The sequence below is a fragment of the Klebsiella sp. CD33 genome, assembly GCF_051992865.1.
Lineage (GTDB): Bacteria > Pseudomonadota > Gammaproteobacteria > Enterobacterales > Enterobacteriaceae > Klebsiella > Klebsiella pneumoniae.
The window spans coordinates 1,815,967-1,838,235 of the sequence record NZ_CP197023.1; the positions used below are offsets into that span (position 1 = coordinate 1,815,967).

Consider the following 22,269-nt stretch of genomic DNA (forward strand, 5'->3'; position numbering starts at 1 on the left):
CCTTACCGGAGGGCGCGGGTTACGCCCTCCGCTGGTGGGTCAGTCGACGGGGTGCTTTTTCATCAGCAGCGCGGTGAGCGCTGACAGCAGGCATCCTGCGGTCAGATAGAGGGCCACGCTGTGCCACGATCCGCCGGAGAAGGTGACCAGCGCCGCGGCAATAAACGGGGTAAAGCCGCCGCCGACCACGCTCGCCACCTGGTAGCCGACGCCGGCGCCGCTATAGCGATAGCTAGCGCCGAACAGCTCGGTAAACATCGGCTGCTGGACGCAGACCACCATATCATGGGCGATATTGGCCAGCATCAGGGCGAAGAACAGGATCCAGAAAACGGACTGACTCTCCAGCGCCATAAAGAACGGGAAACCGCTCAAAGTGCCGATCAGCGCCCCGGTGATATAGATCCGCCGACGGCCAAAGCGGTCTGCCAGCCAGGCGAAACAGGGGATAGTCAGGCAGCTAAGACCGCCCACCAGCAGGCCAATGTTGAGAAACAGCTCGCGCGGCAGGCCGAGGTTTTGCGTGGAGTAGTTGAGGGCGAAGGCGGTGACGATATACATCGTCAGCAGTTCACACAGCCGCAGGGCGATAATCAGTAAAAACGCTCCCGGATGGCGAAGCAGCGCTTCCACTACCGGCAGCCGCTTTTTCATCTGCGGCGCGTTGTCCTGGCTCTGCTGCGCTTCAAACTCCTGCGATTCCGCCATGCCGTTACGGATCCACAGCGCAATAAGGACCAGCACCACGCTGAACAGGAACGGTAAGCGCCAGCCCCAGCTGAGGAACTGCTGGTCGCTGGTCAGGCTGCTAATCAGCGATACCAGCCCGGTAGAGAGCAGGAGGCCGACGCCGTAGCCCACCTGCACCCCACTGCTGTAAAAGGCTTTTTTCCCCTGCGGGGCATTCTCCACCGAGAGCAGCGCCGCGCCGCCCCATTCGCCGCCGACGGCGAATCCCTGAACCGCTCGCAGGAACACCAGCAGCACCGGCGCCCACCAGCCGATCTGGTTGAACGAGGGGAGCAGGCCGATGCAGGCAGTGGCGATACCCATCATCCAGACGGTCATCATCAGCATCCGTTTCCGCCCGAGGCGATCGCCGAAGTGGCCAAAAATAATTCCGCCGAGCGGGCGAAAAAGAAACCCAACGCCGAAGGTGGCAAAGGCGGCAAGCGTTCCCATCGCCGGGCCGATTTGCGGGAAAAATTCGCGGTTGAACACCAGCGCGGCGGTAATGCCATAGAGAAGAAAATCGTACCAGTCGACCACCGCGCCGGCAAAACTACCCCAGGCCGCCCGCCGGGCCCGATGTAGTGAATCTGGCGCCTCGCCGGGCTGCACGCTTATTGTTGAATCCATACCCTGTCCTGTCAGTCACGTACTTCATTGTTATTGGAATGAGACGCTTTTACCGTTGCGTCTGCTCTGAGACTACCGCGCAGCGGCCGTGGAGGAAAGTAGTTTGCCTGCTAAGCGGGGGAGATGGCGCAAAAAAGAATCGATGGGAAAGGCGGCCGAAATCACACCCTGGACTTAACATTCTGGCAATTTGCCATCCAGCTTATACTTTTAATTAAATCAACGGATAACAAAGATGGACACCTTTTAAGAATCGACGTAAATGGTTTACACTTAACGTGTCTCCCTCTCTGGAATGGTGAGTAAAATGCGTCTACTTCTTGCAGTTTTATTTTGTTCTGTCATGTTGCCTTCTGCTTATGCTGAAAAACTGCCTGCGCCGACAGGAAAACCTGTACTGACCATTTCCGGAAAAATCGGAAATATGAATGTCGGCGACAAGGCCGTTTTTGATCTCGCAATGCTGGAAAAACTGGGGATGAAGACGATAGAAACCACCACCCCCTGGTACACCGGCAAGGTTCGTTTTGACGGTATTCCCCTTAATAAACTCATGGATTTAGTCGGCGCGAAAGGCACATCGGCCCGCGTGCTGGCGCTGAACGACTACACCACCATTATCCCGATTGATGATTTTTATAAATTCCCGGTCATTATGGCGTTAAAAATGAACGGTCAATATATGCGCATTCGTGATAAAGGCCCGTTATTTATTGTCTACCCTTACGACAGCAGTGCTGAATTACAGAACCAGATCTATTATTCCCGATCGGCCTGGCAAGTTTCAAAGATGATTATAGAATAAGGGTTGGATCTTGAATCGAATACTCACGGCTATTATTTTGTCGTTATTTGTTGTCACCGGATATATTACTTATCTGGTGCATGAGCGACAAAGTGAGTTGCAAAAATTTACCCGCTATACGGACTCGTGGTCAATGTCGCAGATGGTGTCGGAATATATGCGGCTGGAGTCTCGTCTGGCGGGAATGGCGATTGGGGCCGAAGGGGCGGACCACGATGAGGTGCGCCTGCGTCTTGAGATCATGATGAGCCAGATCGAGCTTCTGCAGGAGGGCGATCTGGGTAAATTTATCAATAAAAGCGAGCAGCGGAAGACGGTGGTTGCGACGCTGATTCGTAATCTTCATCTGCTCGATAAACAAGTTGATACCATGACGCCGGAGCAGGTCAGACAGATCCTGCCGGTGTTAAGCGAGCTTGATGGTCCGCTGACCTCAATGGCCGCCGCCACCCTGACGCAAGATATCAATATCGTTAATATCACCCATGATAAAATCCAGCATCTCTATTATATCTACTCGGTGATCTCCATTCTGCTGATCGCCATGTGTATAACTCTCGGTCTGCTGATGCTCCGACAGAATAATAATCTGCGTCGCGCCCATGTTCGTATGAAAACGCTGGCCAACGATCTGCAGGCCTCGAAAGAGAAGCTGCAGGTGCAGAACCGCCGGCTGCAGTACGACGCCTACCATGATTCGCTGACCGGTATGCCCAACCGTCTCTCTTTCTGGCAGCGGCTGCAGGAGATCGTCAACCAGGTGCGTCCCTATAAGGGATGCGCCGTGGTGATGCTTTTCGACCTCGACAGCTTTAAGGATGTGAACGATACCCTTGGCCATGATGCTGGCGATAAGCTGCTGCAGGATCTGGCCAGTCGCCTCTCTTTTTTCCGCAAAACCTCCGAGACGCTGTATCGCCTTGGCGGTGATGAGTTTGCGATGCTCTCCTACGATCTCACTGAAGAAATGGCCCTTGAGCGGGCCAATGTTATCCGGGAGAAGATCAGCCAGCCCTATCAGATCTACGATGCGCAGATTAATATCGACGCCTGCATTGGGATCGTGATCTCTGACGGTGAAAGTCGTACCGATTATCTGTACAAGTGCGCCGACCTCGCGCTGTATGAGGCGAAAAAAGAGGGTAGCGGCCATGTGCAAATCTTCCGGCCGGGGATGCTGCAGCGCCTGCAGGAGAACAAATCGTTTGAAGACGATCTGCTGCAGGCCCTGGCCCATGACGAGTTCAAAGTCTACTATCAGCCGATCGCCGATACCGTCACGCGCGAAATCTACGGCTATGAAGCGCTGGTTCGCTGGTTCCATCCGGTGCGCGGCGCCGTGCCGCCGACGGTCTTTATTCCGGTGGCAGAGAAAATCGGTCTTATTAATGCCCTTGGCGAATGGGTGCTGAAAACCGCCTGTGCCGAAGCGGCCAGCTGGGCGACGCCGCTGAAGGTCTCGGTCAACGTTTCACCAATTCAGTTGATGAATACATCGCTGACCGACACCATTATCGAGGTGCTGCATCAGACCGGCCTCGATCCGCGACGTCTTGATCTGGAGATCACCGAGTCGGACGTATTCAATGAGAACACCCGTTCGCTGGAAATTCTCAGCCAGCTGCGCGAGCAGGGCATTCAGATCTCCATCGATGACTTTGGTACCGGCTATTCTTCCCTGTCCCGTTTAAGCTACTTCCCGTTCGATAAAATTAAAATCGACCGCTCGTTTGTCATCAATATTCCGGAACAAAAAGACGATCTGGATATCGTCCGCCTGATTATCAGCATGGGAAAGAGCCTGCATATGCGCATTGTGGCGGAAGGTGTAGAGACCGAAGAGCAGTTGGCTTCGCTGCAGGCGCTGGGATGTGACCTGGTTCAGGGATATTTAATCGGCAAACCGAGTCCGCTGTGCTAACAAATTTTTAACGCGTTTATTTTTATTCTCCCGGGCGATTTCAGGATCCTGAAATCGCCTTTTTTATTTTCTCTTAGCGCTAATCCCTGCGAGGTATAAAAAGTAGTAGGCGTAAAATTCTACAACAAAATAATATCCTTAACGTTTAAAAGGGGTATATGATATGCATCATATAGGCTATTTCTGAACGTCGCATTTGAGACGGTAAAGTGAGGCACAATCATGCAGCGAATCATTATTCCCACCCATTACGTTCACACCCGCAGCACGCCGCTGTGGACCAAAGAGACCGCCCCGGCCTCTATCTGGCGCCGCCATCTGGATGCCGGCACCCGGCAGGGCGTCTACCCTCGTCTCTCGGTGATGCAGGGGGCGATCCGCTATCTCGGCTATGCCGATGAAATCAGCCCCGAGCCCGTTGAAACCCTGACTATTGAAGCCGGCCAGTTTGGCGTCTTTCCGCCGGAGAAGTGGCACTGTATTGAGGCCCTCTCAGAGGACACGGTTTTTAATGTCGACTTTTATGTTGATCCAAAAATTCTCATCGAGGGATAACAAGAGATGACCAGTGAAAATAAAGGTTATACCTTAGCGCTAGAGAATGGCCGACTTCACCAGAAGCAGGAAAAAATATTTCTCAAACCAATGGTGTTGTATATTCCACAGCAGGCGGTGGAGGCCGTTAATGACCTGCTGAGCAAGTTGCCGGACGACAGGGAAGAGGGGGAGTTTCTGTTGACGGTCACCAATAACAATAACGGCGTCTCGGTTGATAAAACCTTTTCCTCGCTGGCGGCGCTGCGCGACCCACTCACCGCGGCTGATGCGGTGAAGGATCTGATCAATATCGTTCGCGGCTACGAGTCCGATGAAGAGACCAACGTCTGCGGCTGGTAAGCCCGCTATCCCGCAGTCGGATGGCCGCCGTCGCCCGACGCCATCTGGCTGAGCAGCCACTCCCGCAGAGCGATAATATCCGCCCGCTGCGCCGCAGCCTCGGTGGTGACCAGGTAGTAGCGGGCGCCAGGCAATGCGTTGCTGAACGGCGCGGACAATACCCCGCGCTGCAGCAGATCCCGCGCCAGCAGTTCGCTGGCGATCACCACTCCCTGACCGGCCACCGCCGCCTGTAGGGCATGGGTCTCATCGCTAAAGGTTAACCCCGCATCAATATTCAGCGTCGGCGGTCCATAGCGCCGACGCCAGTTCTCCCAGCTCGGCGAATCAGCTGGCACGCGCCGGTTGGCAACGTGAAACAGCGTCACCCGCTGCAGATCTTCAGGCCGGCTGAGGCCCAGAGTTGGGCTGGCGACCACGATAAAGCGATCCTCATACAGCAGCGTGCAGTACAGGTCCCGCTCCGACGTTTCACGATAGCGAATCGCGGCGTCTACCGTGCCCAGATGCAGATCCACTCGTTCGACGCTGGTGTGTAGCCGCAGGTCGATAGCCGGAAAGCGGGCGGTGAAATCCGCCAGCCGCGGCACCAGCCAGTGGGTGAGAAAATTGGAGGTGGTGGTGACGGTTAAGGATGGCGGCTGACGGGCATGAGCGATCTGGACGACGGCCTGTTCCAGGGCGCTAAAGGCGCGTTGGGTGGCGGCGTAAAGGATCTCGCCATCAGCGGTCAGACTGACGCCCTGCGCGCTGCGTTCGCAGACCCGGCACTCCAGCACCGACTCCAGCAGTTTAATCTGATGGCTGACCGCCGTCGCGCTGACGCCGAGCGCCTCGGCGGCCTGTTTAAAACTGCGGTGGCGGGCGACGGCATGAAAAGCGCGTAGCGCCCCCAGCGGCGGCAGACGGGGCGGTCTCATGGCTGAGTTTTTCTCATCTATGGCTGAAAACTATGCGTTTGTGTAAAGCGATATTGTGGCGATAGGCTACGGGCATGTAAAGACAATGACATGAATTAAATTCATGCAGCTTCGCCTGTCAGGAGTCAACTATGCACGTTGTAAGCCGCTACACCGCCGCGGAAGCCGCGGCAACGATCGACCCCCGCGGCCGCGCTATCGCCCTTAGCGTGGTCATCGCCGCCGGGGCCTTGCTGTTAATCATGCCCCCGGTTATCGGGGTGACCGGCACGCTGAGTCTGCTGACGGCGCTGATTGCGGCCTTTGGCGTCGGGTGGGGATTCACTCGCGGACAATCCTGGCTTTATCGCTCACCTCTGGCGGCGACGCGCTGGGCCTTTCTGCTGTCAGCGGCCGGCTGGCTGCTGGCGCTGGTGGCCTGGTATGGCGGGCAGGACTGGCCGGCACTGCTGCCGGGCGTGGCGTGCGGTGGGGCGGGAGCGGCTGTCGCCTGGCGCATTGCGGCGGGTAGGACGGCGCTGCCGGGGATGCGGGTCAGCGGCGCCACGGTGCTGAGCGTAGCTATCGCCATCGCGGCGACGCTGCTGACCTGGCATACTGCGGGAGGAGGACGCCATGGCGTCTGCTTTGCCTTCGCCGTGCTGCTTGACTGGGCGCTGCTCGGCGCGCTGATGGTGCGGATCCGCCAGCAGGAGAGTGCGGCCTGATACCAGACGCGGTCTGGTCCAGGATCGGCGAATCAAGCGAGACAGGGTAAGTTGTCCCGCCCGGCGTTAAATATCTTCTACACTGTTACAGGCATCACATTCCTGTGCGGTCGGCACTCCTGCCGGCCGCCGTCGGCGTTCAGCCCAGGCACGGGCCTGCAGGCTGGTTATCCTGAAAGAGGAGTCTGTAATATGGCATTTGTCACCACCCAAGACGGCGTCAACATTTACTTTAAAGACTGGGGACCAAAGGAAGCTCAGCCGATTGTCTTTCATCACGGCTGGCCGTTAAGCGCTGACGACTGGGATAACCAGATGTTATTTTTCCTTGCCGAAGGGTTCCGGGTCATCGCTATCGATCGTCGGGGTCATGGCCGCTCCGATCAGGTTAGCGAGGGGCACGATATGGACCATTACGCGGCGGACGTTTCGGCGGTGGTGGAACATCTGGATCTGCACAATGCGGTCCACGTCGGGCACTCCACTGGCGGCGGCCAGGTCGCCCGCTACGTCGCCCGCTACGGCCAGCCGCAGGGGCGGGTGGCGAAGGCGGTGTTAATTAGCGCCGTCCCGCCGCTAATGGTGAAAACCGAGCAGAATCCGGGCGGGACGCCGATCGAGGTGTTTGACGGTTTCCGCAAAGCGCTGGCGGCGAACCGCGCCCAGTTCTATCTCGACGTCGCCTCTGGCCCGTTCTATGGCTTCAATCGTGATGGAGCAGAGATATCTCAGGGGACGATCCAGAACTGGTGGCGACAGGGGATGATCGGCAGCGCCAAAGCCCATTATGAAGGCATTAAGGCGTTTTCAGAGACCGACCAGACGGAAGACCTTAAGTCGATCACCTTGCCGGTGCTGGTGATGCAGGGAGATGACGACCAGGTGGTGCCCTATAAAAATGCGGCCATCCTGCAGGACAAGCTGCTGCCGAACAGCCAGCTGAAAATTTATCCTGGCTTCCCGCACGGGATGCATACCTCCCACGCCGATACTATCAACGCCGATCTGCTGGCGTTTATTCGCGCCTGATCTGCCCTCTTTGCCGGGCAGAGTGCTGTTAATGGCATTCCGCCAGCGCCCTGGGCGCCAGTCGCCTGGGGCGCGCCGGTTGACGTGCAGAGGAAATCTGCTTAACTCATGGGGTACCTGACGACTATTTTCCCCTCGCAGGATAAAACGCCGGGTTTCTCTGCGGAAACCCGGCGGAATTCTGCGCAAGAGACAAGTGAGAGACAATGAAATTAGCCGGACTTCATCCCGACGAGCAGCGTCGCCTGCAATCGCTACGCTCTTCCGGGCTGTTGAATAGCGGAAAAGAAGAACGCTTCGATCGCCTGACCAGGCTTGCCCGTTCGCTGTATAACCTGCCGGTGGCGTCCATCAGTCTGGTGGGGGAAGATCTCCTGCATATCAAGTCCTGTGCCGGTCTCGATGTGGACACGGTGCCGAGAGATATTTCATTTTGCGCCCATACCATTCTGCAAACCGACCCGCTTATCGTCAACGACATGCAGCAGGACGAGCGCTTTCACGATAACCCGCTGGTCATTGAGGCGCCGTTTATCCGCTTTTACGCCGGGTATCCGGTGCAACTGCCGGATGGCGCGACCGTCGGGTCGTTCTGTCTGATGGATCACCAGCCGCGATCGTTTTCCGCCCATGAAATGCAGATCTTAAGCGATCTGGCGGCGATCGTGGAGGATGAGTTCAAGGTGCTGGATGCGGCAACCTCGGATGAGCTGACGGGACTGTTTAATCGCCGGGGGTTCCTCACCCTGGCAGAGTATGCCCTGCTGACGGCCCAGCGCCGCCATGAGCCGGTGAGCCTGGCGTTTGTAGATCTCGATCGCTTCAAGCACATCAATGATACCTGGGGGCATGAAGAGGGCGATCGCGCGCTGATCGCCATCGCCGACTTGATGAAAGCGGCCTTCCGCGAGTCCGATATCCTCGCGAGGCAGGGGGGGGACGAATTTATCATTCTGTTCGCCAATACCAGCCGCCACGATGCCGCGACGGCGATGGAGACGCTCAGCCACAACGTGGCGCGTTTCAACCAGCAGGCGGCTCACCCCTGGCAGCTGGCGTTCTCCTGGGGCTGCGTCGAGTACGATCCCGCCCACCACCCCAGTCTCAACGCGCTGGTGGCCACCGCCGACCGCCTGATGTACCAGGCGAAGCAGAAGCAGGGGCGCGAGCGCCGTTAATCCTTCGCGGCGGTGGCATTCAACAGGTACTGCTGCGCCTGCTGCCGCTTCTGCGCATAGCTGCTGAGCAGCGCCTGCTGCGATTTCCCTTCGTTATCGTAAAACAGGCCGCCTTCGTCGGCGATAAAGCGATAATGCTGTTCCAGCTGGTTTATCACCCAGTCAATGCGTTGCAGGGTGAGTAAGGTACAGGACTGACCATGCAGGTCGTCTTCAATATCCAGCACATGTGAGCGAAAGGCCTCTACGGCAAACAGCCGGCTCAGCGCGGCAGGGTCCGCCAGCGCCGACTCCCAGCGCGCCGTCAACTGCTGAAAGTGAGCCAGCACCAGCGGGTCAGCGCGCCGGGCGCGAAGCCAGACGAGCTTCCGGCGGTAGCTTTCGACCGCCAGCCGCTTCATCTCGCGATAGTGCGCCAGCTGCTGTTCGGCGTCAGGGAGCCGGGTCATCAGCCAGCTAAAAAAGAAGCGAGTCTCAAAACGTTCGACAAAGTGGAACAGCGGGTCGGCCAGACCATTGCTGTTGAATTCTCTCAGCGGGTCGAAGGGATACATATAGCCAAAATCGAACAGCCATAGCTGCTCCTGCCGGTCCACCAGCAGATTCCCGCTACAGAGATCCCACTCCATCAGCCCCTGTTCTTCGCAGGCTTCCAGAGTAGTAAATAGCTGGGCGATCAGCGGCGGGGTTAACTGGTGTATCGGCTCGCCATCGATCCAGGGGGAGAGCAGGATGCCGAGGCGATAATCGGCATACAGCGTTGGGACGATGTGGGTGAAGCGCGGCGCGGTGACCGGGTCATCCTTCAGCTGTTGCAATGCCTGCCGACGCTGTACCTCATTTAAAAACGACAGCTGGCCGTTGAGGTTGGCAACGCCGGCGACGGCGCGACGTTTCTTTAAATTGTACTCCTTGCCGGCGATGCGCAGACGATAAACCTCGCCGGTCAGGCCTGAGCCGTATACCTGCACCACATAGGGGGAATCGGGGCCCAGTGCGGCGAGGGTCTCCGGCGGCAGCGGGCAGTGGCTGACGTTGCCGACGATAAGAGGTTCCCCGCTGCGATCGAACGCCTGCTGTTGCTGTTGTCTGAGGTTCATGGTGCCTCCGGGTATAACGTTAGACAGAGTGGATAATCCACGCTATCTCACCCGCAAACGATAGTGAATTCATCCTACTGGCAGGCGCTTTTTCAGGCTGAGCTGGGGTGCGTTCACGGAGGACACGCGGGGCGTAGGGAGGCGGTAGGGAAAGGCAAGCGTCTGGAACGCATACCTGACGTCGTTGTCAACGAGGTGCTTGCCAGGCTGGATGCGATGCTGAGTTAACGTCAGCGACGCAAAAAAGCAAAAAGCCTGCTCGAAAGCAGGCTTCTTAAATTTGGCTCCTCTGACTGGACTCGAACCAGTGACATACGGATTAACAGTCCGCCGTTCTACCGACTGAACTACAGAGGAATCGTGTGGAGTCGTATCTTAGCGGCGAAAAAACTTTTGTCAAACATCAATTCGCCTGTTCAGGTGCAACTGCCGCTTCCATCGACAATTTGTTGTCATTTCCGACAATTATTACGGAAAATACTTTGCAGTATATCCATTTCTCAATCATCATTTGAAATGTTGTTTCAACATCTCTCACTAAGGTCTCTCTTGAACGTCACCTCCGCCGTACGCCAGGCTGTCGAACGGACATCCTGGTTTAAAAAACGTCAGCGTTATCGTGTGCTGTACTGGCGCGAAATCAGCCCTCTCGCTGTGCCCATTCTGCTGGAAAATGCCTGTGTGCTGCTGATGGGGGTGTTGAGCACCTTCCTTGTCAGCTGGCTGGGAAAAGAGGCCATGGCCGGTGTGGGGCTGGCCGATAGCTTTAACATGGTCATCATGTCCTTCTTTGCCGCCATCGACCTGGGCACCACGGTGGTGGTGGCCTTTAGCCTCGGCAAGCGCGATCGGCGGCGGGCGAGGGCGGCCGCGCGCCAGTCGCTGGCCATTATGACCCTGTTTTCCATTTTGCTGGCGGGGGTGATCCATGCCTTTGGCCAGGAGATTATTGATTTTGTCGCCGGCGATGCCACCGCCCAGGTCAAGGACCTGGCGCTGACCTATCTGGAACTGACGGCGCTGAGCTACCCGGCGGCGGCGATTGCGCTGATCGGCAGCGGGGCGCTGCGCGGCGCCGGCACCACCAAAATCCCGCTGCTGATCAACGGCGGGATGAATATCCTCAATATCTTAATCAGCAGCGTGCTCATCTACGGCATCTTCTCCTGGCCGGGGCTGGGGTTTGTCGGCGCCGGGCTTGGGCTGACCATTGCCCGCTATATTGGCGCGATAGCCACGATCTGGGTGCTGATGGTGGGCCTCAATCCGGCGCTGCGGCTGTCGCTGAAGGGTTACTTCAAACCCTTTAACTTCGCCATTATCTGGGAGGTGATGGGGATCGGCATCCCGGCCAGTATCGAATCGGTCCTGTTCAATGGCGGCAAGCTGCTGACCCAGATGTTTGTCGCCGGGATGGGCACCAACGTTATCGCCGGCAACTTTATCGCCTTTTCGGTGGCCTCGCTAATTAACCTGCCGGGCAACGCCCTCGGCTCGGCCTCGACGATCATTACCGGCAAGCGGCTGGGAAAAGGGCAGATTGGTCAGGCTGAATTCCAGGCCTGGCACGTATTTTGGCTGTCGACGATCATTCTGACGCTGATCGCCTGGGGCAGCGCCCCCTTCGCCGGCTTTATCGCCTCGTTCTACACCCATGAAGAAGATGTAAAAGAAGTGGTTAAACAGCTGCTGTGGCTCAACGCCCTGTTTATGCCGATCTGGTCGCTGTCGTGGACTTTACCCTGCGCTTTTAAAGGCGCCCGTGACGTACGCTACACCATGTGGGTGTCGATGCTCGGCATGTGGGGCTGCCGGGTGGTGGCGGGCTATACCCTGGGCATCGTGCTGGGGATGGGGGTGATTGGCGTCTGGTTAGGGATGGTGCTCGACTGGGCGGTGCGCGGCGTGCTGTTTTATTTCCGCATGGTGAGCGGCCGCTGGCTGTGGAAATATCCGCGCGTAAAGGCTTCATCGGAGGAAAGCTGAGTCGTTTGCGAGGCTAAACGCCATTTTTTGCGCAAAGTGAAGAATAATTCGGCAAACGATTCATTTTATTGAAAACAGGCTTTGACAGCGCCGGGCGTCATCGATAATATGCGCCCCGTTCACACGATTCCTCTGTAGTTCAGTCGGTAGAACGGCGGACTGTTAATCCGTATGTCACTGGTTCGAGTCCAGTCAGAGGAGCCAAATTTAAGAAGCCTGCTTTCGAGCAGGCTTTTTGCTTTTCTGTCTACCGCCTTTCTTCCGTGGACAAACACCGCCGGGTCGTTTGTTTCGCTTATCCGGACGCTGACGCTCCCTGGCGGGTAACGTCAGCGTTTATCTCACGATTCCCACGTCATCGACGATTAACGGAACGGCGGCTCGTTGAAGGTGCGCAGCTTACGCGAGTGCATGTGATCTCCCTCGGCGCGCAGCAGGTCAATCGCCCGGATGCCTATCTGCAGATGCTCGGAGATAGCGCCCTCGTAAAAGCGGTTAGCCTGGCCGGGGAGCTTGATTTCACCGTGCAGCGGCTTGTCCGAGACGCAGAGCAGCGTGCCGTAGGGGACGCGGAAGCGATAGCCCTGGGCGGCGATGGTCGCGCTCTCCATATCGATAGCTACCGCCCGGCTGAGATTAAAGCGCAGCGCCGAAGCGGAATAGCGCAGCTCCCAGTTACGGTCGTCGGTGGTGACCACCGTCCCGGTACGCAGCCGCTGCTTAACCTCTTCGCCGGGCATCCCGCTCACCTGCTTGGTGGCGTCGTAGAGGGCGCGCTGCACTTCGGCAATGCTGGGGATCGGAATATCTGGCGGCAGCACCGCATCCAGTACATGATCGTCACGCAGATAGGCGTGGGCCAGCACATAGTCGCCGATGGCCTGGCTTTCGCGCAGGCCGCCGCAGTGGCCGATCATTAACCAGACGTCCGGCCGCAGTACCGCGAGATGATCGCAGATGGTTTTGGCGTTGGCCGGGCCGACGCCAATGTTAATCAGGGTGATCCCTTTGCCGTCGTGGGTGATCAGATGCCAGGCCGGCATCTGGTGCTTCTTCCACGCCAGATCGGAAATGGCCTGTTCCGGCGCTTCGGTCTCGGCGGTGATCCAGATCCCGCCGGCGCAGGAGAGAGCGATATAGGGGCTGTCGGGATCGAGGATCTGGCTGCAGCCCCAGCTGACGAACTCATCCACGTAGCGGGTATAGTTGGTGAACAGCACGTAGGGCTGGAAGTGTTCCGCCGGCGTGCCGGTGTAGTGACGCAGACGCGCCAGCGAAAAATCGACGCGGCGGGCGTCAAAGTGCGACAGCGGATAGAACTCGGTGGGATGGAACAGGCCATCCGCGGTCTCATCGCCAATTTGTGACAGCTCGGTGGTAGGGAAATAGCGCGTCAGACCGGCGCTCATCGAGCGGTCGAGTGTCAGGGTGGAACCATCTATCACGTAAGGATAGGGGATCTCATGCTGCGACAGCTCGACGCTGATATGCGCGCCATAGTCCTGATACAGCAGGGTCAGCTGTTCCAGCAAATAGTTGCGGAACAGTTTCGGATTCGTAATGGTGGTGGTATAGCAACCGGCATGGGTGAAACGTCCCCAGGCGCGCGTTTTGAGGGCTTTATGATCGGCGCCGTCCCAGGAGACCGACAGCTGCGGATAGACAAAAAGACCTTCCGCGCGGGCTTCGGTATCGGGGAGCGTATTATGGTCGATATAGTCGCCGATGGCTTTGCGTAACGCCGTGACCGAGGCTTCATAGCGTGCTTCCAGCTCGGCAAGCGCTTGTTCCGGGGTCAGACTGGCGGCCTTGATATTCATGATTCGCTCCTTGTTTCAGGTCTGCTGACATTCCCGATAGTATGTCACAGCGGGAAAAGGGCGAAGGAGAATTTATCTGTCAAATGCGACGATACTCAGACCATAACCAGTAAAAGGAGCGGGCTCGTGTTATTTGCCGGCGTTTGTCCAACGCTCGCTGCTATAATGAGTGGCGTTGCGGATCTTCAAAGTTTGCGTCGGATTATTATTCAGACAATAGCGCGCATCGGCCAGCGGAGTGAGTTTATCCCCTTCCCGCAGGCGGAGGCGACAGGCTTCAATCTCTGCGATCATCTCCAGCGCACCGCTCTGAAGCACGACGCGGCAGAGGCTGGCCGAAGCGTTGTCCTGTACTTTTTTTACCCACCACTCCATCTGTTTTTTATCCTCTCATAGCGACATGTGCGTCGATAATTCATGTTTCTTAAAAATCTGACAATAAGATTATCCCCTTGGTTTATGCAGTGTTTAAAAATACGCAACCAATTGTTGATCTGTGCGCTAGGTTTTTTTATGCCGGGGGGCAATGATCTGCCGGGTTTAATTTGCAGGAAGCGATGACTATGCTGAAAAGCAGTCCGTGAGAATAGCCTGTCAGGAAGAGGGCTGATAAGTCCGGCTACGCAATAAATATAAGAGAGAGCGTCATGAAGCATCTATTTCGACACTGGCGAACGTCGGGCGCCGTTATCGGCTCACTGCTGAAAAAAGGGAGCATTGCGGTACTGGCGCTGCTGGTGGTCTTTCTCGCCGGGCGGATCTATGAGTCCCAGCGCGGCCCGGCCCTGCATCGCTGGCATACCTGGAGTGGCAACGAGATGTCGGCCGAAGAGATAGACCAGGCGACCTTTGCCCAGTATCTGGCGCGGGAGAAGACGATTTTCGCCGATCTCCAGCGTGAGGTGACAGAGGCTTTGCCGGAGGAAGATAAAACTCCGGTCAACCGCTTTTATCGTCACAGCCGGGTCTGGCCGGGGCAGTTTCAGCAGGACTGGAACCGTTCTTTTGTGCTGCTGCCGCTGGGCAAGCCGCGCGGCAGCGTGGTGCTCCTCCATGGCCTGACCGATTCGCCCTACAGCGTGCGCTATCTGGCGCAACTCTGGCAGCAGCGGGGTTATGTGGCGGTGGTGCCGCGTTTGCCGGGACACGGCACCGCGCCGGGGGCGTTAACGGCGGTTGACTGGGAGACCTGGCTGGCGGCGACGCGTCTGGCGGTACGCGAAGCGACCCGTCTTGCCGGGGCGGACGTGCCGCTCGATCTGGTCGGCTACTCTAACGGCGGCGCGCTGGCGCTCAAGTATGCCCTCGATAGCCTGGAGGATAGCCACCTGCGTCAGCCGCAGCAGATCATTCTGCTGTCGCCGATGATCGGCGTGACCGCGTTTGCCCGTTTCGCCGGCCTCGCCGGGCTACCGTCCGTCTTCCCGGCGTTCGCCCGCGCGGCCTGGCTGAACGTGGCGCCTGAGTTTAATCCGTTCAAGTACAACTCCTTTCCGGTCAAGGCGGCGAGACAATCGTGGTTATTGAGCCAGGCGCTGCAGCAGCAGATTATCCGCGCGGCCCGGCAGGGCGAGCTGAAAGCGCTGCCGCCGATCCTCACCTTTCAGTCGGTGATGGATTCCACGGTCAGCACCCGCGCGGTGGTGGAGTCCCTGTATCGCTATCTGCCGGATAACGGCAGCGAGCTGGTGGTGTTCGATATTAACCAGGCGGCGGATCTCCGGGTCCTGTTTCGCCCTGCGCTCTATGCGGCGGTGAATACGCTGCTGCCCCCGGCGCCGCGGGCCTATACCACCACGGTGGTGACCAACGCGACGGCGCACACGCTGCAGACCGTCGCCCGGACCACGCTGGCCCAGGAACGGGAAGAGCATCGTTATCCTTTACACCTGGCCTGGCCGGCGGATATGTACTCTTTGTCGCATGTGGCGGTGCCGTTTCCCCTGAGCGACTCGCTGTATGGTCGCGAGCCGGACGAGAAGAACCGCTACGGCATTAGCCTGGGCACCATTTCACTGCGCGGAGAGACCGGGACGCTGAGCGTGGGGCTGGAGACGTTAATGCGCGTCACCTCCAATCCATTCTTTCCATGGATGATGACGCGCGTCGATGAGCGCATCGCCTGCGGCGAACAGGCGGCGGTGGCGGCCTGCCTGAAAGCGCAGGCCAGAGCAGAGGCGTTAAAACAGGATCAGGTGCAGAACGGTACGCAGCAGGATACCGACGATCGCCGCGGGAGCCACGAAGCGGAACAGGCGGACAAACCTTGAGCTGATGCCAAGAAAAATGCCAATACCGGGAAGATCAAAGGTCTGGATCAGTAGACCTGCCGAGGCGTTGACCTGGCCGACGGTGACTTTGCCCTGCTGGATCAGCTCGGAAATGACGCCAAAGTAGGCGGTGCCCCCGGCAACGCACTTCACCAGCGCCGGCAGCACAAAGTTCTGGGGGATGTGCAGCCAGCTGAGAAGCGGCTTCAGCAGCTGCTGCAGCAGGTCGATAGCCCCGGCGCCCTGCAGCAGCCCGACGATGGTTAACGACAGGATCAGCATTGGCACCGCGCCGAGCGCCAGGCGGATGGCGTCGGAGCCGGCGCTATTAATCACGGCCAGAATTCCCTGGCTGTTCTGCTCGGCGTTCGGCAGCGCTTCCGCGCGGGGGTTCTCGGCGACCGATAAGCGCCGTCCGGTGACGTGCCAGGCGACGGCGGCCGCGCACAGGCCGCCGACCACCGAGATAACGATCGAGGCCAGCCAGTGCAGACCAAAAGGGGTAAGAGGATAGAAGACGTTGCCTTGCCCCATGGCGAACACCATGGCCAGCGTGGCGGCCATTTGTCGGTCCGAGACGCCGCGTTTATCCATAATCGACAGCGGGGCGGCAAAGCTGACAAAGTTAATCTGGATCAGGGCGAAGGCGCTCATCCCGGTTAAGCCGAAGGGCTTCAGCAGAGGGGCCACCCAGCGAACAATCACATCGAGGATACCGCGGACCTCAAGGTATTTCATGATGATCAGCATGATCACCATGATCGGCAACAGCGTATACAGCGCGACGTCAACGGATGACTTGCCCGCCGCCATAATGATGCTTATGACATCCATTTACTTTTTTTACCACTCGCAGAGCTATTCGTTCGCGTCATCATAATCCCGTGGGGAAGGAAATGATATGCCTTGATCCCTCTCGGGATCCGGCGCCGCACGGGCGCCGGGAGAAGAGGATTACTGACCGATATTGACCAGCGTCCGACCATGAATATTATTGCTGAGGAAATCTGCGGCATACGCTGGCGCCTGCTCCAGCGTGATTTCAGTGGCCGCCTGCTGGTAGTAGCTCTCCGGCAGAAGCTGGGCCAGACGCTGCCAGACGGCGTCGCGTTCAGCGGTCGGCACCATCACCGAATCCACCCCCTGCAGACGCACATTGCGCAAAATAAACGGCATCACGGTGGTCGGCAGATCGAAGCCCCCGGCCAGACCGCAGGCGGCGACGCAGCCGCGATATTGCGTTTGCGCCAGCACTTTGGCCAACACCGGGCCGCCAACGGTATCCACCGCGCCCGCCCACAGCTGTTTCTCCAGCGGACGGGTCTCCGCGAAGTCGCTGCGCGGCAGGATCGTATCGGCGCCCAGCTGGCGAAGGTAATCGTGTGTCGATTCCCGGCCCGATACGGCCGTCACCCGGTAGCCAAGGGCTTTCAGCAACACCACGGCGGTGCTGCCGACCCCGCCGCTGGCGCCGGTGACCAGGATATCCCCGCTATCAGGGGTGACACCCGCGCTAACGAGAGCATCAACGCATAGCATCGCGGTAAAGCCGGCGGTGCCGATGATCATTGCCTGGCGCGCGCTGAGCGTCTCCGGCAGAGCAACCAGCCAGTCGCCTTTAACGCAGGCTTCGGTGGCCAGGCCACCCCAGTGGTTTTCGCCCACGCCCCAGCCGGTGAGGATCACGGCCTGGCCGGGAACAAAGCGCGGATCGCGGCTTTCTTTCACCTGACCGGCAAAATCAATGCCCGGCACCATCGGAAACTGACGGATAATTTTGCCTTTGCCGGTGATCGCCAGGGCGTCTTTATAATTGAGACTCGACCAGTCGATGGCGACCCGGACGTCGCCTTCGGCAAGAGCGGGCAGGTCGATATCTTTGACGGTGGCGACGGTGCGGTTGTCGATCTGGTCCAGAACTAATGCTTTCATGACAGAGTATTCCTCGTCGGAAGGGGGTTATCGGCGCTAGCGCCGTCCTGTGCAGGTGTTTTTGTTGTCATACTGTGCGCAAAAAAATCCCAGTACTGGTTAAGCGGTGCGGCAGACTGGACCAGCCTGGCGCGCATCACCGCGCCTTCCCAGCCGATCCAGAACACCTGGGCCAGCGCCTGCGGTGAGGCGTCGCTGGCGATGGCCCCGGCTGCCTGCGCTTCGCGCAGGCAGCGCGCCACGCGCGACTCCCATGCCGCCAGGATAGCCATCAACCGTTGGGGAAACGTCTCGGGTAACAACGGGGCTTCCTGCAGCAGGTTGCCCACCAGGCAGCCGCGGCGAAACTGGAATTTCTCCATTCCCTGACCGGCATGACGCACAAAGGCCGCCATCCGTTCCAGCGGCGGCACGGCGTCGTCCAGCAGGAATTTATCTAATTTATGCGCAAAGAAGTCGCCATAGGCGGCAAGCACGGCGAGGCCAAAGGCCTCTTTGCTTTTAAAGCAATGATAAAACGACCCCTTTGGCACGGCGATATTCTTGATCACCGCATCAATACCCGCCGCGAGATAGCCCGTTTCGGTCAGCACTTCAAGGCCTGAGCGAATCAGCGCCTGACGCGTATCGTCAAACTGGCGATCGACCTTGGGTGGACGGCCGCGGCGGGGCTTCAGGACGGCGGAGGTATCGGGATTCATGATTTAGACCGTGTGGTTTAATTGTTGGTCAGGGTACGCCCAATTCAGAGGTAGGGCAAGCATTGCGCGTAGCGTAAGGCTGGCTGACGAATCATTCTGGGCTGGGGGCGTTAAGAATTATTTATCGCAAATACATGGTTCGTACTGCCGGCGGGGGCACGAAATATAACTCTGCCGGGTATATTAGACTGGTCATTAATATCCATATTCACAATGCATAATACGAATTAATAATATTGGGAATATATAAACAGCGGGGGGCTGGAGCGGTTGAGTGGTTTTGTCCATGTGAAGAGGCTAATTTGCGAAGTACCCGGTCGACAGTCCCGTGAGGACTTCTCCCCGGAATGCCGGCCGGCGATGATTTGCAGACGATAGCGGATTGACAAACGCGGCTTGATAAAAGACATTGTCACCCCTGATCCGGCACCGGTTGCCACCTCAGTTTAAATATTATCGCCGGCAGACAATGACGTCTGTCTTTAATTATCGGTGACTGGGTAAATAATCTGTTACCGAAACAACACCTGCGAAAAAGGATTAACAGCCTGATGTACAGAATGAATATTGCCGTCAGAGGAGGGGATGAATGTCGCTAATTGCTATCGTGCTGGTCTTTATCATGGCCATCGTGGTGACCGTGTTCCTGTCCCATCTTCTGCCCGTTAAAGTGCCGCTACCGCTGATCCAAATCGCCGCGGGCGCCGCGCTGGCCGCCAGTGGCTTTCAGGTCGATTTTGACCCGCATATTTTTTTACTGCTGTTTATCCCGCCGCTGCTGTTCCTCGATGGCTGGCGCATCCCCAAAGACGCTTTTTTCCGCGATATGAAGCCGATTTTATCGCTGGCGATAGGCCTGGTGATGGTGACTATTCTCGGTATTGGCCTGTTTATTCACTGGCTGATCCCGGCTATCACCGTGGCGGCAGGGTTCGCCCTCGCGGCTATTCTGTCGCCTACCGATCCGGTGGCGGTATCGGCAATGACCGCCAGCTCGCCGCTTCCCTCAAGGATGGCGCATATTCTCGAAGGGGAGTCGTTGTTAAACGATGCTTCAGGCCTCGTCGCCTTTAACTTCGCCATCGCCGCGGTGCTGACCGGCAGCTTCTCCCCGGGAGACGCGGTGGTGAAATTTTTCCTGATGGCCTTCGGGGGAATCCTCAGTGGCCTCGTGGTGGTGTGGGTCACCGGCAAATGTAATAACTTTCTGGTTCGGCGCACCCGCGAGGAGCCAGCCATCCAGATCCTGATCAGCCTGCTTATCCCTTTCGCCGCCTACCTGCTGGCCGAGGCGTTCCATGTCTCGGGCATTCTTGCCGCCGTCGCCGCCGGCATTGCGATGCATTATGAGCAGCTGTCGGGGCCCCGGCTTCCGGCGACGCGCATGAAAAGCAGCGCGGTATGGTCCATGCTACAGACCACCCTCAACGGGATGATCTTTCTGATGCTGGGCGAGCAGCTGCCGCGCATGCTCAGGACGCTGCCGGCGGTAGCCAGCCAGGCCGGCGTCTCTTCGCCCTGGTATCTGCTGCTGTACGCCGTGGCCATCACCCTGGCGCTTGGTCTGATGCGCTTCGCCTGGGTATGGCTGTCGATGAAGCTGACAATTTTTCGCCGCAAACGTCGAGGCAAGGCCATCACCGTCCGTCCACGATTCAGTATCCTCGCCGTCATGGCGCTGGCGGGAGTGAAGGGCTCTGTGACCCTCGCTGGTATTCTGACGCTGCCGGTGGTGCTGGCAGATGGTTCGCCGTTCCCGGGCCGTGAACTACTGATCTTTCTTTCGATGGCGGTGATCCTGATGTCGCTGGTGGTGGCGGCTGTCGGTCTGCCGTTTATGACCCGTTATCTTGCCGATGATCTACCGCATGACACCGGTAAGGACGACATTGGCGCCGTGATGACCGAGGTGGCCATTAACCGTCTTAACGCGCTACTGGACGAGCCGGTGGAGGATCCCAGTGAGCAGGCCCTGCGGGCCGATGCCGGCAATATGCTGCTCGAAACCTATCAGCGGCGGCTTCACTATAACGACAATGACGAGGGGCAGGATGTCGGGCTGGAGCTGGCTAAGCGCGCCAGGCTGGAGAAATATATGCAACGAGAGGTCATTATCGCCCAGCGTCAGGAGCTGTTCCGGCTGCGCCGCGCCCATAACATCAGCGATATCACTTTTTATGAGGTGCTGCGGGAGATAGATCTGAAGGAAGAGAGTTTACGCTAAAGCCGCAATCGCCGGAGGGTGGCCATTCGCCTTCCGGCAGAAGTACCGGCGCTGAAAAGCAAAAAGCCTGCTCGAAAGCAGGCTTTTTTAAATTTGGCTCCTCTGACTGGACTCGAACCAGTGACATACGGATTAACAGTCCGCCGTTCTACCGACTGAACTACAGAGGAATCGTGTGAACGGGGCGCATATTAACGATGCCATCCGGCCTTGTCAAAGCCTGATTCAAAGAATTGCGTTCGACTGCTGACAATTTCAGCAATCGCCACCCATGCGCTGTTTTTTTCACCATGTTGCACCGTTGTAGTGCGAATGTACCCCTAATGGGGCATACCACAATCTGCTTACCGGGCAAATAAAAACCGAATTGCTATCACTATCCCTTATAACACTGCCTGTGGCGGGCGACAGCCGAGGAAATGCAAAGCTGGCAAGCAAATTGCAAAAGCCAGTGCATCATACTCCCAGCGTTGACGCTGGCGTTCCTTACAGGAGGCAAAATGAACTTAAGACGACTGAAATATTTTGTGAAAATCGTCGATATCGGCAGTCTGACCCAGGCCGCTGAAGTCTTGCATATCGCCCAACCGGCCCTCAGCCAACAGGTCGCGACCCTGGAAGGTGAAATGGACCAGCAGTTGCTGATACGCACCAAGCGAGGGGTCACGCCAACGGAAGCCGGTAAAATTCTCTACACCCATGCGCGCACTATCCTGCGCCAGTGCGAGCAGGCGCAGCTGGCGGTCAATAACGTCGGCCAGACGCTGCGTGGTCAGGTGTCGATCGGCCTGGCGCCGGGCACCGCGGCCTCCGCCATTACCATGCCGTTGCTGCAAACGGTGCGCAATGAGTTGCCCGAGGTGATGGTCTATCTGCAGGAGAGCAGCGGCACAGCGCTGAATGACAAGCTGCTGGCGGGCCAGCTGGATATGGCGGTGCTTTATGAGCGTTCGCCGGTGGCAGGCATCGTCAGCCAGCCGCTGCTGAAAGAAGACCTTTACCTGGTCGGCACCCGCGACTGCCCGGGGCAGAGCGTGGATCTCACGGCGGTGGCGGAGATGAACCTGTTCCTGCCGCGCGATTACAGCGCAGTGCGGGCGCGGGTCACTGAGGCATTCACCCTGCGTCGTCTGTCGGCGAAAATTATCGGCGAGATCGAATCCATTACCACCCTGACCGCGGCCATCGCCAGCGGCATGGGGGCGACGGTGTTACCGGAATCCGCTGCCCGTTCCCTGTGCGGGGCGGCGAACGGCTGGATGGCGCGGATCAGCACGCCTTCAATGAGCCTGTCGCTGTCGCTGAACATGTCGGCTCGCGGCAGTCTGTCGCCGCAGGCGCAGGCGGTGAAAGAGATCCTGCTGTCTCTGGTGAGCCGCCCATCGCTGGAAAACCGTGAACTGCAGCTGGTCAGTTAGGG

19 protein-coding genes, 3 tRNA genes and 3 pseudogenes are annotated in these 22,269 nt (G+C 58.0%); 14 read left to right on the forward strand and 11 right to left on the reverse strand.

Annotated elements, in window-relative coordinates:
* Positions 1-39: 39 nt before the first annotated feature.
* Positions 40-1,359 carry a shikimate transporter gene (gene shiA, locus ACR809_RS08960; RefSeq protein WP_004158843.1) on the reverse strand — a complete coding sequence of 440 codons (1,320 nt, stop codon included), beginning with the start codon at positions 1,357-1,359 and terminating at the stop codon, positions 40-42.
* Between the two features lie 307 nt (positions 1,360-1,666).
* Here shiA and ACR809_RS08965 point away from each other — a divergent pair, with 307 nt between their 5' ends.
* Both ACR809_RS08965 and ACR809_RS08970 read left to right on the forward strand, forming a co-directional pair.
* A complete protein-coding gene (locus ACR809_RS08965) occupies positions 1,667-2,164 on the forward strand; it encodes a molybdopterin-dependent oxidoreductase (protein ID WP_016831857.1) in 498 nt (165 codons plus the stop codon).
* A gap of 10 nt (positions 2,165-2,174) precedes the next feature.
* Positions 2,175-4,085, forward strand: a complete 1,911-nt coding sequence (locus ACR809_RS08970; protein ID WP_122051195.1) for a putative bifunctional diguanylate cyclase/phosphodiesterase — start codon at positions 2,175-2,177, stop codon at positions 4,083-4,085.
* Here the strand turns inward: ACR809_RS08970 and ACR809_RS08975 are convergent.
* Positions 4,082-4,204, reverse strand: a pseudogene (locus ACR809_RS08975) (hypothetical protein); the annotation flags it as partial. The gene ACR809_RS08970 and the pseudogene ACR809_RS08975 sit on opposite strands and share 4 nt — an antisense overlap.
* A gap of 103 nt (positions 4,205-4,307) precedes the next feature.
* Between ACR809_RS08975 and ACR809_RS08980 the strand changes: the two are divergent.
* Positions 4,308-4,640 carry a DUF1971 domain-containing protein gene (locus tag ACR809_RS08980; protein ID WP_122051196.1) on the forward strand — a complete coding sequence of 111 codons (333 nt, stop codon included), beginning with the start codon at positions 4,308-4,310 and terminating at the stop codon, positions 4,638-4,640.
* 6 nt (positions 4,641-4,646) lie between these two features.
* On the forward strand, positions 4,647-4,982 hold the full coding sequence (locus ACR809_RS08985) for a DUF1869 domain-containing protein (RefSeq protein WP_002911862.1): 336 nt from the start codon (positions 4,647-4,649) through the stop codon (positions 4,980-4,982).
* Between the two features lie 5 nt (positions 4,983-4,987).
* Here ACR809_RS08985 and ACR809_RS08990 read toward each other — a convergent pair whose 3' ends face one another.
* A complete protein-coding gene (locus tag ACR809_RS08990) occupies positions 4,988-5,902 on the reverse strand; it encodes a LysR substrate-binding domain-containing protein (RefSeq protein ID WP_020324331.1) in 915 nt (304 codons plus the stop codon).
* Between the two features lie 131 nt (positions 5,903-6,033).
* On the opposite strand from ACR809_RS08990, the gene ACR809_RS08995 reads away from it, so the two are divergent.
* The 3 genes from ACR809_RS08995 to ACR809_RS09005 all read left to right on the forward strand — a co-directional run bounded on the left by ACR809_RS08995 (position 6,034) and on the right by ACR809_RS09005 (position 8,816).
* On the forward strand, positions 6,034-6,609 hold the full coding sequence (locus tag ACR809_RS08995) for a hypothetical protein (RefSeq protein ID WP_004175291.1): 576 nt from the start codon (positions 6,034-6,036) through the stop codon (positions 6,607-6,609).
* A 192-nt stretch (positions 6,610-6,801) separates the two neighbouring features.
* Positions 6,802-7,638: an alpha/beta fold hydrolase gene (locus ACR809_RS09000; protein WP_004180471.1), complete on the forward strand. Its 837-nt coding sequence runs from the start codon at positions 6,802-6,804 to the stop codon at positions 7,636-7,638.
* Positions 7,639-7,844: 206 nt separating this feature from the next.
* On the forward strand, positions 7,845-8,816 hold the full coding sequence (locus ACR809_RS09005) for a sensor domain-containing diguanylate cyclase (protein ID WP_032446270.1): 972 nt from the start codon (positions 7,845-7,847) through the stop codon (positions 8,814-8,816).
* Here the strand turns inward: ACR809_RS09005 and ACR809_RS09010 are convergent.
* Positions 8,813-9,916 (reverse strand): AarF/UbiB family protein, encoded by a 1,104-nt coding sequence (locus tag ACR809_RS09010; RefSeq protein ID WP_122051197.1) that lies wholly within the window; start codon positions 9,914-9,916, stop codon positions 8,813-8,815. The two genes, ACR809_RS09005 and ACR809_RS09010, sit on opposite strands and share 4 nt — an antisense overlap.
* 141 nt (positions 9,917-10,057) lie before the next feature.
* Here ACR809_RS09010 and ACR809_RS09015 point away from each other — a divergent pair.
* Positions 10,058-10,144 (forward strand): annotated as a pseudogene (locus ACR809_RS09015) (type II toxin-antitoxin system PemK/MazF family toxin); the annotation flags it as partial.
* Positions 10,145-10,197: 53 nt separating this feature from the next.
* On the opposite strand, the gene ACR809_RS09020 reads toward ACR809_RS09015, so the two are convergent.
* A tRNA-Asn gene (locus tag ACR809_RS09020) sits at positions 10,198-10,273 on the reverse strand.
* 5 nt (positions 10,274-10,278) lie between these two features.
* On the opposite strand from ACR809_RS09020, the gene ACR809_RS09025 reads away from it, so the two are divergent.
* The 3 genes from ACR809_RS09025 (at position 10,279) to ACR809_RS09035 (ending at position 12,106) form a co-directional block, all read left to right on the forward strand.
* Positions 10,279-10,431, forward strand: coding sequence for a DUF5951 family protein (locus ACR809_RS09025; protein ID WP_162992529.1), 153 nt, complete (start codon positions 10,279-10,281; stop codon positions 10,429-10,431).
* Positions 10,432-10,465: 34 nt separating this feature from the next.
* Entirely contained in the window at positions 10,466-11,902 is a 1,437-nt protein-coding gene (locus ACR809_RS09030) for an EmmdR/YeeO family multidrug/toxin efflux MATE transporter (protein WP_004151469.1), read from the forward strand.
* Between the two features lie 128 nt (positions 11,903-12,030).
* Positions 12,031-12,106: transfer RNA gene (locus ACR809_RS09035), tRNA-Asn, on the forward strand.
* 161 nt (positions 12,107-12,267) lie between these two features.
* Here ACR809_RS09035 and ACR809_RS09040 read toward each other — a convergent pair.
* Both ACR809_RS09040 and pmrD read right to left on the reverse strand, forming a co-directional pair.
* Positions 12,268-13,722 (reverse strand): AMP nucleosidase, encoded by a 1,455-nt coding sequence (locus ACR809_RS09040; RefSeq protein WP_004148975.1) that lies wholly within the window; start codon positions 13,720-13,722, stop codon positions 12,268-12,270.
* Between the two features lie 129 nt (positions 13,723-13,851).
* Entirely contained in the window at positions 13,852-14,097 is a 246-nt protein-coding gene (gene pmrD / locus ACR809_RS09045; protein WP_004141189.1) for a signal transduction protein PmrD, read from the reverse strand.
* A 272-nt stretch (positions 14,098-14,369) separates the two neighbouring features.
* On the opposite strand from pmrD, the gene ACR809_RS09050 reads away from it, so the two are divergent.
* The gene (locus ACR809_RS09050) at positions 14,370-15,992 is read left to right on the forward strand and encodes an alpha/beta hydrolase (protein ID WP_122051198.1); all 1,623 of its coding nucleotides are present in this window, start codon (positions 14,370-14,372) and stop codon (positions 15,990-15,992) included.
* Here the strand turns inward: ACR809_RS09050 and ACR809_RS09055 are convergent.
* The 3 genes and pseudogenes from ACR809_RS09055 to acuR all read right to left on the reverse strand — a co-directional run bounded on the left by ACR809_RS09055 (position 15,903) and on the right by acuR (position 18,625).
* Positions 15,903-16,826, reverse strand: coding sequence for a nucleoside recognition domain-containing protein (locus ACR809_RS09055; RefSeq protein ID WP_122051199.1), 924 nt, complete (start codon positions 16,824-16,826; stop codon positions 15,903-15,905). The two genes, ACR809_RS09050 and ACR809_RS09055, sit on opposite strands and share 90 nt — an antisense overlap.
* A 120-nt stretch (positions 16,827-16,946) precedes the next feature.
* Complete coding sequence (locus ACR809_RS09060) at positions 16,947-17,909, reverse strand: MDR family oxidoreductase (RefSeq protein WP_223174639.1); 963 nt, start codon at positions 17,907-17,909, stop codon at positions 16,947-16,949.
* Positions 17,800-18,625 (reverse strand): annotated as a pseudogene (gene acuR / locus ACR809_RS09065) (acrylate utilization transcriptional regulator AcuR). Before acuR ends, ACR809_RS09060 begins: the two are co-directional and overlap by 110 nt.
* A 589-nt stretch (positions 18,626-19,214) precedes the next feature.
* Between acuR and ACR809_RS09070 the strand changes: the two are divergent.
* A complete protein-coding gene (locus tag ACR809_RS09070) occupies positions 19,215-20,849 on the forward strand; it encodes a Na+/H+ antiporter (protein ID WP_122051200.1) in 1,635 nt (544 codons plus the stop codon).
* A 94-nt stretch (positions 20,850-20,943) separates the two neighbouring features.
* Here the strand turns inward: ACR809_RS09070 and ACR809_RS09075 are convergent.
* Positions 20,944-21,019: transfer RNA gene (locus tag ACR809_RS09075), tRNA-Asn, on the reverse strand.
* A 330-nt stretch (positions 21,020-21,349) separates the two neighbouring features.
* Here ACR809_RS09075 and nac point away from each other — a divergent pair.
* Positions 21,350-22,267: a nitrogen assimilation transcriptional regulator NAC gene (gene nac / locus ACR809_RS09080; RefSeq protein ID WP_002911729.1), complete on the forward strand. Its 918-nt coding sequence runs from the start codon at positions 21,350-21,352 to the stop codon at positions 22,265-22,267.
* The last annotated feature ends 2 nt before the right edge of the window (positions 22,268-22,269 follow it).